This is a genomic window from Parabacteroides sp. AM08-6, from assembly GCF_003473295.1.
GTDB lineage: Bacteria > Bacteroidota > Bacteroidia > Bacteroidales > Tannerellaceae > Parabacteroides.
Map to the genome: position 1 here is coordinate 36,440 of NZ_QRMP01000031.1, position 13,981 is coordinate 50,420.

Below are 13,981 nucleotides of genomic sequence, written 5' to 3' on the forward strand. Positions count from 1 at the left end.
AATTTTTATGAATAACACGAAACTATTATTTACCGCAATCTGTTGTTCTTTCCTGTTAGCCTGCAATCCGCTCGGACAAGAAGAAAAACCGCTTTCCTCGTATGTGAATCCTTTTATCGGCGCGACGACTAATACCGAAGCAGCCGGAAGTTATCATGGGTTGGGAAAGACTTTTCCCGGAGCCACTGCCCCTTTCGGCATGGTTCAGGTTAGCCCGAATACCATCACCGGCGGCGACAACGGTTCCGGTTATAGTTACGAGCATACCACAATCGAAGGTTTTGCCTTTACACAAATGTCGGGTGTCGGTTGGTATGGCGACCTCGGCAACTTTCTGGTGATGCCCACCATCGGCCCTCTTCATACCTTTGCCGGGACAGCCGACAAGCCGGAGGAAGGCTACCGTTCCCGTTACGACAAGCAATCCGAAAAAGCCTCGGCCGGCTATTATTCCGTTAAGCTGACCGATTACGATATTAAGGTGGAAGCTACAGCTTTGCGACATAGCGGAATGCTCCGTTTCACCTTCCCCGAAAGCAAAGAGGCCCATATCCAAATAGATTTAGCCCGGCGTGTAGGTGGAACCTCCGTGCTGCAATCGGTCGAGGTGATGGACGACCATACCATCCGGGGCTGGATGAAGTGTACCCCCGAAGGCGGCGGATGGGGCAACGGAGATGGCAAAGCCGATTATAACGTTTGTTTCTACGCCCAATTCTCCAAACCTTTCCGGAGCTATGGAGTCTGGTCGGCCGATATTCCGGACGACTGGGGTCGCAAAAGGGAAGATGTCGAAAGCGAACGTTACCGCGAAGCCATCCGGAATGCGACAATCCATCCCTCCGTCTCCTCCTTTGAAGGTAAACATATCGGTTTTTATGCCGATTTCGAAACCGAGGCGGGTGAAGAAATACTCTTGAAAAGCGGTATCTCTTTTCTCTTTAAGGAAAATGCGGAGAAAAATCTGAATATGGAAATCGAAGACTGGGATTTTGATAAGGCGCATGCAACCTGCTGTGACCTTTGGAATAACGCATTGGACAAAGTCAGGATAGAAGGCGGCTCGGACGACGAGAAGGCTATATTCTATACCGCATTGTATCATACGATGATAGACCCGCGTATTTGCACGGATGTCAACGGAGCTTATAAAGGGGCGGACAATATAGCACAGGCTGTAATCGAGTTTCAAAAACGAACGATATTCAGCGGCTGGGATGTTTTCCGCAGCCAGATGCCTTTGCAAACGATTATCAACCCGTCTGTGGTGAACGATATGATTAATTCGCTTATCGATAACGCTTCCCTGAGTGGCAAAGAATATCTGGAACGTTGGGAATTTATGAACGCCTTCTCCGGCTGCATGCTGGGGAATCCGGCTATCTCCGTCTTGTGCGATGCCTATTCGAAAGGAATTCGCGGTTACGATGTGAAAAAAGCCTATCAATATGCCTTGAATACCGCCCGTTTGTTCAAGAACGGTCCGGACGGTTATACGCCGGGGGGAACCGGAATTTCCTATACGTTGGAGTATGCCTATACAGACTGGTGCATGGCGCGCTTGTCCGACTGGCTGGGAAAGGAGGCGGAACGGGATTCTTTCGATATGCGGTCAAAAACCTACGCAACCCTTTTCGATGCCGATTATGGCTGGTTTCGTCCGCGCGACGAAAAAGGGCAATTTATTCCCCTTCCGGAAAAAGGACGCTTGGAGGAATGGTACGGTTCTATGGAATGCAATGCTTATCAGCAGGGCTGGTTCGTTCCGCATGATATAGACGGTATGGTAGCTCTGATGGGTGTACGGGAGAAGGTATTGGCCGATTTGGAAGATATGTTTGAAATGACGCCACGCGATTATTTGTGGAATCCCTATTATAACCATGCGAACGAACCGGTACATCATGTACCTTTCCTTTTCAACCGACTGAACGAGCCTTCTCTTACGCAGAAGTGGACGCGCGATATTTGCCGGAATGCTTACCGGAATGCTGTCACAGGCTTGGTCGGAAATGAGGATGTCGGGCAAATGTCGGCTTGGTACGTCCTGGCGTCTGCCGGCATTTATCCTATTTGTCCGGGTGATTTGCGATATGAAATCACCAGTCCGGCTTTCAATAAAATAACCTTCAAACTCGACTCGAGGTATGCGAAAGGAGAATCATTCGTCATCGAAGCCCGCGACAACAGTCCCGAAAATATCTACATCCAAAGCGCGGAGCTAAACGGAGTCCCCTATGATAAATGCTATTTGATGCACACCGACCTGATGGAAGGCGGAACATTGGTATTACAGATGGGACCGAACCCGTCGGGTTGGGGAAAATAAACGAGGAAAACTGATTTCAAAAACATCTTTGTGATAAAAGCTTCTACTGTAGGATAAAAGTGCTTTTCGCAGTGAAAAATGACTTTTACCGCAGTAGAAGCCTTTTTTTACCATCGCGAAGCCATTTCTACCTCAGTAAAAATCTGTTTTGCCGATGGAAAAGTCGTTTCTACTCAAGTAAAAACCGTTTTTCCCCTCTTGAAAATGGCTTTTACATGTGTAAAACTTGTTTTTCAACAGTTTTAGCCTATTTATACTTGCGTAGAGAGTTTTTGTCCGGATTATTTGACTATCTTGACAGACATTTTAAACACAAAAAATTATATCATGGGAAACTACAAAAAAATCGATGTTCTAAACCTTGCTCGCATCAACAATGCCGAATACCTGACATTTATGAACAACGTTTTGAACCTACTTCCACTTTCAAGCGGAGATGAAGAAAACCCGGACGTTTTGTCTCTCTCCGACGACGGATGCCCGGCTTTGGGCCTGTCGAAAGATTTTCTCGACCTGTATGAAAAAGATTTGTTATTGATGGGGGATGCGGTTGACGAGAGCCGGACTTCGCAGGAAACGGAACAGATGGCATTCCACGAGAAAAACAGGGATAGCTTGGTGGTTTATATCACAACCCGGATTTTGCGCGCCGGAACGTTGCCCTTGGAAGCCGAAAGGGATGCCGGGAAATGGCTTTATAAAGTAACCAAGCCTTATATCGGTATAGCCCAACTCCCACATGCCCAGGAGACTGCTAAGATTAAAGGTATGCTGTTCGATTTGAGGAAAGAGGAAAATCTCCCTTATGTTACTACTCTTGGGCTGGATGCTTATTTGCAGGAGTTGGAAAAGGAAAATAATGCCTACGAAACCTTGTCGCAGCAACGTATTTCCACTCGGGTGGATACGAAAAAAGAGAGTGGGACAGAACTTCGCAAACGTATCGATGGTTATTATGATGACCTGACGATGCTGGCGCAATCTTGTAATGTAGTCAACCCGTCAGCGCAGTCGGCCAAATACATAAACGACCTCAATCAGTTAATCAGCGAAACGCAGACAGCCTATAATCAGCGCAAAAGTTCTTCCAAAAAGTCTGATGATAATGAGAATCCTGATATTCTTTGAGGAATGAAAAACAAAAAAGCGGGTGTTCTTTGTGTCGCCCGCTTTTTTATGGATTTTTTCGGATTAATTCTTAGTTATAATGAATAATAGATAAGACCGGGGCACTTTTCTCATTCATCTGTTTCAGAAATTCCGGGGCATTCTCTTTCATCTTGTTTTGCTTTAAATATCCCAGAACGTTCCAACTTGCAATTAAATCTACGACCCATTTTTGAGAGTATGAATGTTTCATACATTGGATGGGCAACCCGTTGTCGATATTATTCTCGATGCCGTATTTGGCAGAATAATCGATTAGCTTTTTATATAAGCATTTGGACTTTAACGTATGGGTTTTGGTATCGAACATAGCAAGAGTCAGGTGACTGTAAGTATCGCTATATCCTCTTAGCCAATAAGAGAAAATGAAGTAAAGACATCCTTTGAACTCCCATGCTTGTTGTATGTCGACATCACTTTCTATATCCAGGTAATAAGCAGGTTCTATCTTTTCCGGTGTGGCCTTGAAAATGGTTTGATAGGGATTTCCCGGGAAATAAGTAAAGAACAGATAATTGTTATTCACATCCTCCATTACAAAAGTTCTACCTCCCCACCAGCAAGCATGTTTTTCTATTTCATCAGGTGTGAGATGAACCGTATCTGTCAACATTTCTCCTTTTTCGTTGCAAAGGGCTGCGCATGTTTTGGTTGCATAGAAATTATTCCTGCCATACAATGTTAGAAAACATTCGGGGGACAGGGGATACAACTGGGTGTACGGGGATGCCTTAAGCAGCGTGCGGGAATCTCCCTTCGGATTGCCGGTTTCTTCATCCAGAATAAAAACATTTTCTTTTCCCAAGGCATATACTTCTTTTGTGAATTTGTTGTATTGGAAGCTGAACAGATTGAAAGGTTCTTCAATATGTTTTTGAAACTTGCCGGTCCGATTATACACAACAATTCCTTTATATTGCGACAAGATGAGGAATATATGATTGTCTGTCAATAAAACATCCTGATATCCGAATATTTCAGGGATAGAATCCAGTTGAACGTACTCGATACTGTCGGATGGTGAAAACATGAGAATATCATCTTTGCCGGCATCCGAGATAAGTCCGCGTAAATCGATTACCGGGAGATTGGACGGGTATGTTTTAGGCTCTATTCTTTTCTTTTCGCTGCACGAAAAAGAAAGTACTATCAATAATAGTATTACCGGGGTTTGATATAAAGGTTTCATTTTTTATTAGGTATAGTTTGTTCTTTTAATTTTACAATAGCCAAAGTCGGATTCAGGTCATCATCCATTCCGTCCCGTTGCCGCCAGGCAATCAGGTATTGGCCGTCTTCAGAGATGAATGTGGGTAGAAAATCTTTGTAGGAGACGCCGACTTTTGAGCCTAAGTTCTCGTCCGGGTTTGTTCCCCAGTATTTGAAATCATCTTCCGAAAATTTGAGAATGACGCAGTTAGCCTCTTTTGTGGTCCGATTATAAAGCGTAGTACTGGTGGTCATTTGCCTTTTAGCCATATTCGTGACGATTTGGGTGAATACGATATAGTTGTTGCTTTCTCCGAGGAAGTTTGTAAACGGCATTTTGACAAACAGGTTTTGTTGGAGTTCTTCCATTGATTTATAGCTATACCGGAGCATTTCGTCGGATGCTAACCGGCCGTAATCTATGTGGTAAGCAGGTTTCATTGTGTACTGCTCCGCATTCACTTGATAGATTGTGTCGTTCGTCTTTCGTTTTAATAGTAATTCATCTTTTGCTGCAAAGAAATGACCTTCGCCGGGACAAAACATCGTTTCGAGCGGCTTGACGGAAAATGTATAAGGCACAGTTCCTAATATGCTGTCTTTATTAAAAAACTCCAGACAGGTTTTTTCGTCTCCTGTGAAATTGGATTTGAAACCGACGTAATGTTCATTCCCCAGCGGAGATAAATCGAAATAAGTATTGGTAGGTGCTTTTAGTTGCCCGAGGAATTGCCCTTCGAAAGAAAACCGTTTGATAATGCCGCTTCTGTCGAGTATATGTATCTGGTTGTCTTTTATGCTGACATTTATGGCCATGGCTATCTCTTCAGGTCCGGGACCTTCCCGGAAAATTTTGCGGATAAATTTACCGGAGAGGTCGAACAGATTACCGTCTATCAGGAAATAGTTCTCAAACATATTGAGCTTATAAATTCCTTTCATCAGAAAAGAATCCGTGGTTTCCAATTGAACAAATTCAACAGATTCGGCAAAATCACGAAGAGGAACCTCTCGGGGGTGGACGATTTGTCGGCTGATGTTTATTTCTTCAACGTCTGCCTGTTGTTTTTCAGTTGTACAAGCAACCATCAACAAGCCGTATAGTATGCCCCCTAAAAGGTGTTTTTTCTTCATGATAACAGTGTTGTCAATCTTCGTCCGCAAACATCGGGTCCCAAGCCGGCAGGCGGGTAGGAGTTTGTTTCAGGACTTCTTTTACTTTATCTGTGATGTATTTTTTGTCGACAACCAGGCGGAACATATACTCGTTGAACCATTGGTCGGTCATAATCAGGTGTCCGCTGTTTGCGCCCGGTCCCCAACTGTTTTCGACCATCCACTTTTTCGGTTTTCCGTTGGCATCGAGGTCTACGGCCATCAAGGTCATGGCATGGGACGAACCGCTGCTGAAAGTTTGGATGCGTTGCTTTTTATCCATACCGAACGTTGTGCCCATCAGTGAACCGTAATCGTAGTAGTTGACATCCAGCACGCCCCGGTCGCGGTCGAAGAATTTGCCCACGTCGCAGGAGAAATACATCATCGTGCTGTCTTTGATGGATGCGATAGCCATCTCTTTGATGTCCTCGACAGGCAGGTTCACGTATGTCCAGTTTTGGCCATCGTAAGCATGGCGGTCGTAATCGATTTCATACAATTTGTAGTATTCCCGGCTCGGATCGTTCATCAGCATGACATAATTGTTTTTCAAGTCCTTGCCGATATATTCGTTGAAGAATGAGAGTGGGGTATATTCTTTTGTTTCGACAGGATTGCCGCCGGCATCCTTGCGGGTCCAGGTAAATTTGGCAGGCGGTTCTCCGAGGTTGAGGACCAGCATCCGGTAAATGGTTCCCAGCATTTCCGTCTTTTTCTTTTCCAGGGCTGCCGGTTTGCTTCCTTTGGCTGCCGCTTCACGAAGTTCCAGACCTTGTTCTTTCAGTTTCAATCCGATAAGGTTTGCCATACGGCTCGTGCTTTCGCTACTGTTTGTCTCGACCATGACTTCGGCAGGGACAACTCCATATTTGGTGAGAATGTCCGAAACGCCGGTGAACTGCCCGCCATCACTGAGCGGGTTCTTAAACAGCCATTCCACCATCTTGTCCTCCATCGGCTTTTCGCGTGTGTCGATAATGCCTTGCAGGAACAGGTTTGCCTTTTCCAGTTGGTCCCAAAAGAAAGAATAGTTTTGTGAAAACTGGAAATCGCCCATATTGTATTTGGCGATAGCCTGTGCACGGAATACGTTCAAACCTGTAAACAACCAGCAGCGGCCGGATGATTTCTGGTTGGTGATGCCTTTACTGTTTACCTTATGGGAAAAATAGGTATCGAAATTATTCTTACTGTCGGTATTGATAGCCAGCTTGTTGATGTCGTTATTGCTGATAGCGTTGTGAATCGCTTTATCTGCCGGCGTTCCCTGATAAGCCTGTTTAATCTGCTTCAACATTTCTTCAGAAATGCCTCCTCCGGTCTGTTGCTGTCCGTAAGCAGATAACGACAGCCCGCATGCCAGAGCTACTATCCATAGGTTGTTTCGTTTCATGATGTAGAATACATTTAGTTTTTGCAAAGATAACATCAACAAAAGGATTTTCCCTTATCCGTGCAGAATAATTCTCTATCCTTTTTTCTTTCGGGGAATTATTATCCTACATACGCCGGATAGAGTCGTTTCTTCTTCCTTTTAGGTTAGAATGATAATTATAATTGAAATATATTTTGATAATATTCATGTCTTATTGAATAAAGTTAAAACAATATTGCTATATTTGCAAAAAGAGTAAACATTTAAATTAATAAAAGCATGGAAGAGATAAAGAAACGTTTGCCTTTGCGCTGTCCTGCTTGCGAAGCCCCTTTAAAAGTCGGAAGAATGTTTTGCGAGCAATGTAATACGGAAGTTTGCGGTAGTTTTGATTTGCCCCTTTTGGCCCGGTTGACGGAAAAGGAACAACAGTTTGTGATTGATTTCATTAAATCCAGCGGAAGCTTGAAAGATATGGCGAAAAATATAGGCGTCAGTTATCCGACTGTACGTAATATTTTAGACGATTTGATTGGAAAACTAAATAAAATGGAAGAGTTATGAAAACATTTAATTTGAATCTTGTGCTTAATCCGTTTGAACGGATTGCCGGTTTTCAGGCATTGGGGTGGGGGCTTTTAGGGATGGCTGTTTCCACTGTCATTTGTTATCTTTCGGGATGGCATTATCATGGATTGCTGCATTTTGGTCCGGCTCCCAATCCTGCTTGGTGGTGTTATGCCATTGAACATTTGGTCGTTTGGATTGTTCCGGCTGTGTTGTTTTATCTGGGAGGGTTGATATTATCTCGCTCCAAAATAAGGGTGATTGATGTGCTGGGGACAGTTGCTTTTGCCCAGCTGCCTCTCATTTTGATGAATTTGTTTAACCTGCTGCCTCCCATCCAGAATATGACAAAGGTGGATATGAATATACCGCCGGCTGAACTTCTTGCCCAACCCGGTTTTCTGGTCGGTGTATGGTTGTCATTGATAGGGGTGGTATTTTTGGTCTGGGCCTTGGTCTGGATGTTTAATGCGTTGAAGGTGTCTTGTAATCTGAAAGGTTATCCATTGGGGATACTTTATTGTATTGCTGTATTTGGAGGGGATGTGCTTTGTCGTTACCTGATTCGTTTGTGTTATTGATGGGAGAAAGATGTATTATATTCGGAAAGGCTTAAAAGTATAATCCGTAAATTACTCCGATATGGGTAATTTACGGATTGTTGGAATATCTTTCGTACTACTTTTTAGCCAGGAATTTCTTGCTCAGCCATCTTCTTACCGGTTCGTCGTACAGTTTCAAACAGAGATAAGCTACGATGATACTGCCGATATAAACGCACAATACCACAGGCCAGGTCTCTCCTAAAGTGTAAAGTTGCTTCTCAATCAACCAGGCATAAAACAGGTACATAAACGGATAATGGATGATGTAAAGCGGGAAAGAGATGTCACCCAGGAACTTGCATATCTTTGTCGAATTCTTGTCGGTGGTGCTTCCCGATGCTCCCAGCCAGATAAGGATGGGAAAAACAATGATGACGCAGAACATTTCAAAAAGGCCATTCATGCTAACCGGTTCCGTCCCTTCCAGATAGGGTACTGAGAACAGGGCCAGTAATACAGCCGAACAAATCCAGAATGCGCCTCTCACCTTCATTGGTTTGAAGATGCGGGATAAGAACATACCCATCGTGAACGGGAAGAGCATTCGCATTAATCCGCCTATAAAGTTTACGCTGTCCAGAGTCCAGCCTACGCCGATGTTTCCGTATCCGGAGATGTCGAGGGTAGCGAACGCAGTCAGTCCGGCTCCCAGCAAAATAACGAGTACGCCCAGTGCTTTAGTCGACAGGCGACGAATAAACAAGGCATAAAGGATATTGCCGATATATTCGAAAAATAGTGACCAACTGGGACCGTTCAGCGGAAACATTTCGCCGTTCCCTCTGACTTCGTAACCGGCACCCGGTATGGCTGGAATAAAAAACAGGGAACAGAGTACAGACAGCATAATCATGGAAGTGGCGACATGTGTCCCGTCCCATTGTACACGTCCTTGAATGCAGAAGGTGATGACGCCCAGAACCACGCCCATAATTACCATCGGATGAAGGCGAATCAAACGGCGTTTGAAGAAATCTTTCATAGTCAGATTCTTCGACCAGCGGTCGTCGTAAGCATAGCCGATAACGAAACCGGACAGGATAAAGAAGAAATCCACTGCCAGATAGCCATGGTTGATATTATCGATGGTACCTCCTCCGGCAAAAGCATAGCCTTCGAACACATGATACCATACGACCAAAAGGGCCGCGACTCCTCTTAATCCGTCGAGAAGGTCGTAATGGGGTTTAGAGTCTGCAAATGTAGCAGAAGTGAATTTTAGCATGATATAAATTTATAATTTAGATTGTTGTTGTTTGCTGTATCATTTCTATCGCCGTCTCCAGCCAAGTATCTATGTCATCCGGATAATGCTGGGGTGTACGCATCTCGCTGCGTTTGTGGCCGAGGCGAACGACTACGGCATTCAGGTCGGGGATGATGAAGACGTATTGCCCCAGGATACCACGCATATAGGGAATCTCCATGCCCTTGTAGGTGAGATGCCAGAACTGGAATCCGTAACAGTGGTTTGTTTCGTTGTATTCTTTGAAGAGCAGGCTTGTATCGGGAGTAGTTGCTTCCTCCAGGTAAGAGCCGGAGATAAGCTGCTTGCCGTTCCAGTTGCCTTTGTTAAGGAGCAGTTGTCCGAAGCGGGCAAAATCGCGGGCATTGCTGTTGAAGCAGCAGTAGGCTTTTTCGATGCCGTCTTTTTTGTCGAGGCTCCATAAGGCGTCTTCTTCCGCATTCATCGGAGTCCATAGCTTGCGGGAAACATACGAACTGATGTTTTCTCCGGTTGCTTTCTCTACGATAAAAGCCAATAGTTGTGTTACACCACTCTGGTAGATAAAGTTGACACCTGGCTCTTCAATTTCTTTCATGCCGAATGCAATCTTTTGCAAATCGTTGCCATAATACAGTTTGGTCGTAGGAGAGAAGGGGGATGAATACGCTTCGTTGAAATCCACTCCGGCACTCATGGTAAGCAAATGGCGGAGCGTTAACGGTTTTCCGTTGTATCCCTGAAACTCCGGATAGAAGTCGCTGACCGGCTGGTCGACGTTTTTTATGAAACCATCATCGATAGCACAGCCGATTGCCAACGATACGATGCTTTTCGCCATCGAGAAGGAATTGCTGTGCGACTGTGGAGAGTAATCTTCCCAGTATTGCTCGAAAAGGAGCGCGCTGTCCTTGATTATGACATAAGCGACTGTCCCTAATTCCTCAAAAACAGGCAGATTTTTTTCCGGGATGGAAAGTGTGTTGTAGGCTTCCGACAATTGCCAGGGTTGAGGATTGCCGGCTTTCACCGTGCGGTTCTCAAAGATAGGATACTGGTCAATTTTCGGGAGCAGGTGCGTCAGCGCCTGGCGTAAATAATAATTAGAGGGCAATACCAGATAGCCGCCTATACAACCTATAAACAAAAGTATTGCCCATCCAACTTTCTTCATTTATTCGGAGTCTTCTTTATACCAACTGGAATACATGTGGTAGTTTTTCGCAATTTTCTGATTAATCTCTTTCGCCTGTTCCGGGTCTACCTTTTTTACGAATTTGGCAGGTACGCCGGCATAAATGCTACCGGGTTCGACGATTGTTTTACTTAATACCACTGAGCCGGCCGCAACGATAGCACCTTCGCCAATCACTGCATGGTCGAGCACTACCGAGCCCATGCCAATCAATGCTCCGTTGCAAATTTTTGCCCCGTGGATTGTGACGTTATGGCCGACGGATACATCATCGCCGATTTCAATGGTCGACTTTTCGTAAAGCGTATGCAGAACGGAGCCGTCCTGAATATTGACGCCATTCCCGATACGGATGGAATTTACGTCACCGCGCAGTACCGTACCGAACCAGATACTGCAACCTTCGCCTATTTCCACGTCGCCGATGATGGTGGCGTTGTCGGCCAGAAAAGTGTCTTTACCAATCTTAGGAGTAAAGCCACGAACAGATTTAATTAAAGCCATCTTGATATTAATATAATTTCTGATACATTTTTAATGTTAATTTTTTGCCGAACTTTTCGGCTACGTCTTTTATTTCAGCACAACAGCTATATCCGCACTTTTCGAACAACCGGATGCTCGCTTCGTTTTCCCCGTCGATAAGAGCCATCGCATTGCTGAAACCATTTTCAGTGATATACGATTCCAACAAGGTCAACGCTTCCCGTCCGCTTCCTTTATGCAGGCAGTCGTGACGCAGATAGACCGTTACTTCTACCGATATACGGAAGGCCGGCTTTTCTTTGAAACGGGCGAAATAGCAAAAGCCCAACTTTTCATTTTCCTCATTCAGAATAAGGAATGAGCGATACAACGGGTCGCCAACCGGAACAATCGCTTTTAGCTCTGTCAATGAAACCGGGTCTATAAAATAGACGACAGTTGTATGACGCGTATAGTAGTCATATATCTCCTTTACGAAAGGAAGATCAGCTTCTGTCAGTTCACTTAGTTTTATCTTGCTCATTCAGGGTTGCAACTACTTGTTATGTTCTATATTATTCAGATTTCCGCCGTTTTATTTTTCAGCCACTCTTTTTCTTCTCCCGTCAGGAACGGACTGATTTTATCGTACACCATCTGATGGTATTTGTTTAACCACGCATGTTCTCGGGCCGAAAGCATCGGGACAACCACTAAGCTGGTATCGATATAACAGAGCGTCAGTGTTTCGAAACTTAAGAATTTGCCGAATTCCGTTTCACTGTCTTCACGAATGAGAATCATGTTTTCTGTACGGATACCATATTCGTCTGCGCGATACAGAGCCGGTTCGTCGCTCATCACCATACCCGGTTTCAGGATGACCGGATTTTCTTCCATCCGGATACTTTGCGGTCCTTCATGCACATTCAGACAATGACCGATGCCGTGGCAGGTTCCGTGCAGGTAGTTAATGCCTGCGTCCCATAACGCTTTGCGGGCAAATGCATCCAACAGACATCCCCGTATGCCCTCCGGAAATTTGCATTTGGCAATCCCGATAGTTCCTTTCAGAGCACGGGTAAAGTCTTTTTTCATTTGTTCGGTTGGGGTTCCCAATGCGATAGTACGTGTCACATCGGTGGTTCCATCGAGGTACTGGGCTCCGGAGTCGAGCAAATAAAGACTTTCGCGTTTCAGTTCCGTATCCGTTTCCGGAGTGGGCGAATAATGTACGACCGCTCCGTGAGGACCGTAGCTGGATATGCTCTCGAAACTGTCCATTACGTAAAGAGGCTGTTCCGAACGTAGAGCCGTCAGTTTTTCAGCTGCACTGAGTTCCGTGACTTTTTCCCCGTTTTCGAGTTTCTTCTCCAGCCAGTAAAAGAATTTGGTCAGCGCAATGCCGTCTTTAACGACTGCTTGACGGAAACCTTCTATTTCTTTTTCGTTTTTGATGCTCTTTAAATGGTTAGCCGGTGAAATACCTTCAATGATTTCCGTTTTATCCGGAAGTGCATTGTAAATGGCTACATTTGTTTTATTGCCATCCAGAAAAACAGTCGCGTTTTCAGGCAGGCGTGACAGATAGGTACAAAGCAATGAATAATCGGCTAGTTTTACACCTTCCTTCTTCAGCCGCTCGGTCACCTCTGCGGTCATTTTTTTCGGATTAATAAACAAAACGCTCTCCTTTTCAGAAACAAAAGCATAACTGATTGCAACCGGATTATAACTAACATCCGTGCCACGTATATTAAATGTCCAAGCTACTTCATCGAGAGCCGACAATACGGTACAATCCGCCCCTGCCTCGTGCAACCGGTTGTTGATAGCTATTAGTTTCTCTTCGGTAGACTGTCCGCTTAACCCGACCGGCATTTCGAATAGGGGGGCATCCGGTATGGCCGGGCGCTCTTTCCAGATAGGGTCAATCAAGTTGGCGGAAGTGTTCAGCGCAATACCTTTTTTCTTTAGTGCCTTTTCCAGCGAACGGGCTTCGGCAGCGCTATAGGTTTCTCCGTTCAGGGCAACTGTCGTTCCTTCCTTTAATTCGTGTAACAGAAATGCCGGGATTGAAGGCGTTTCGGGCAGCATCATCTTATAAAGTTCGATACCGCTTCCCTCTAGTTGAATACCGGCTTGCAGGAAATAACGGGAGTCTGTCCACAAGCCTGCCTTGTCGGCAGTGATGACAACTGTTCCGGCAGACCCGGTAAATCCGGAAATCCATTCGCGGTATTTCCAACAATCGGCCGGATATTCACTCATATGCGGGTCGGAAGTCGGGATAATATAGGCGTCAATCTTTTGTTTTGCCATCTCTTCCCGAAGGGCGGCAATTCTTTCTGAGATATTTGTTTTCATCGCATTCTTCTGTTTTTTTAGTCAACGTTATTTTGCAAAGTTAATAAAATAATCAGTAGTGGAGACTGATTACCCCTGACAGTCTCTTGTTTTCTTCCTAATCTTTATCGAACGTGCTCCTGTCCTTTGGGGAAAAGCTCCTTTCGTTTTTATTTTTTTAATGTTTGCTTTTTTACTTTCCATATATATTAAAAGTAAAAAGTATAATTGTTGAAAAGTAAAAATACAATTGTTGAATTTACTATTTACAATTGTTGAAACTAAATTTTGTCGGTTGCTCAGGGCAAACGCATTAGAAACAATCTGAAACTGAATATGT

The 13,981-nt window shown here is 44.7% G+C and carries 13 protein-coding genes; 4 read left to right on the forward strand and 9 right to left on the reverse strand.

Annotated elements, in window-relative coordinates; all coding sequences use genetic code 11:
* Nucleotide 1 precedes the first annotated feature (1 nt).
* The gene (locus tag DW103_RS15175; RefSeq protein ID WP_370453490.1) at nt 2–2,329 is read left to right on the forward strand and encodes a GH92 family glycosyl hydrolase; all 2,328 of its coding nucleotides are present in this window, start codon (nt 2–4) and stop codon (nt 2,327–2,329) included.
* A gap of 327 nt (nt 2,330–2,656) precedes the next feature.
* Nucleotides 2,657–3,457 (forward strand): DUF6261 family protein, encoded by an 801-nt coding sequence (locus DW103_RS15180; RefSeq protein WP_122277669.1) that lies wholly within the window; start codon nt 2,657–2,659, stop codon nt 3,455–3,457.
* Nucleotides 3,458–3,527: 70 nt separating this feature from the next.
* On the opposite strand, the gene DW103_RS15185 is transcribed toward DW103_RS15180, so the two are convergent.
* The 3 genes from DW103_RS15185 to DW103_RS15195 are packed head-to-tail and all read right to left on the reverse strand — an operon-like array spanning nt 3,528 to nt 7,256.
* Nucleotides 3,528–4,685 (reverse strand): hypothetical protein, encoded by a 1,158-nt coding sequence (locus tag DW103_RS15185; RefSeq protein WP_122277637.1) that lies wholly within the window; start codon nt 4,683–4,685, stop codon nt 3,528–3,530.
* A complete protein-coding gene (locus tag DW103_RS15190; RefSeq protein WP_122277639.1) occupies nt 4,682–5,839 on the reverse strand; it encodes a 6-bladed beta-propeller in 1,158 nt (385 codons plus the stop codon). Before DW103_RS15190 ends, DW103_RS15185 begins: the two co-directional genes overlap by 4 nt.
* A gap of 13 nt (nt 5,840–5,852) precedes the next feature.
* Complete coding sequence (locus DW103_RS15195; protein ID WP_122277641.1) at nt 5,853–7,256, reverse strand: C1 family peptidase; 1,404 nt, start codon at nt 7,254–7,256, stop codon at nt 5,853–5,855.
* 261 nt (nt 7,257–7,517) lie between these two features.
* Between DW103_RS15195 and DW103_RS15200 the strand changes: the two genes are divergently transcribed.
* Entirely contained in the window at nt 7,518–7,802 is a 285-nt protein-coding gene (locus tag DW103_RS15200) for a DUF2089 family protein (RefSeq protein WP_122277643.1), read from the forward strand.
* Nucleotides 7,799–8,386, forward strand: a complete 588-nt coding sequence (locus DW103_RS15205; RefSeq protein WP_122277645.1) for a YIP1 family protein — start codon at nt 7,799–7,801, stop codon at nt 8,384–8,386. The genes DW103_RS15200 and DW103_RS15205 overlap by 4 nt, the downstream gene beginning before the upstream one ends.
* A 97-nt stretch (nt 8,387–8,483) precedes the next feature.
* Here DW103_RS15205 and DW103_RS15210 read toward each other — a convergent pair whose 3' ends face one another.
* From DW103_RS15210 to DW103_RS18500, 6 genes are all read right to left on the reverse strand, one after another.
* Entirely contained in the window at nt 8,484–9,635 is a 1,152-nt protein-coding gene (locus DW103_RS15210) for an acyltransferase (RefSeq protein WP_122277647.1), read from the reverse strand.
* Between the two features lie 16 nt (nt 9,636–9,651).
* Nucleotides 9,652–10,809: a serine hydrolase gene (locus DW103_RS15215; RefSeq protein WP_122277649.1), complete on the reverse strand. Its 1,158-nt coding sequence runs from the start codon at nt 10,807–10,809 to the stop codon at nt 9,652–9,654.
* Entirely contained in the window at nt 10,810–11,334 is a 525-nt protein-coding gene (locus DW103_RS15220) for a gamma carbonic anhydrase family protein (RefSeq protein WP_122277651.1), read from the reverse strand.
* A 7-nt stretch (nt 11,335–11,341) separates the two neighbouring features.
* Complete coding sequence (locus tag DW103_RS15225; RefSeq protein ID WP_122277653.1) at nt 11,342–11,839, reverse strand: GNAT family N-acetyltransferase; 498 nt, start codon at nt 11,837–11,839, stop codon at nt 11,342–11,344.
* Between the two features lie 35 nt (nt 11,840–11,874).
* Nucleotides 11,875–13,662 carry an aminopeptidase P family protein gene (locus DW103_RS15230; protein WP_122277656.1) on the reverse strand — a complete coding sequence of 596 codons (1,788 nt, stop codon included), beginning with the start codon at nt 13,660–13,662 and terminating at the stop codon, nt 11,875–11,877.
* Between the two features lie 69 nt (nt 13,663–13,731).
* On the reverse strand, nt 13,732–13,981 hold a 250-nt coding region (locus DW103_RS18500; RefSeq protein ID WP_233545711.1), incomplete at its 5' end, for a hypothetical protein.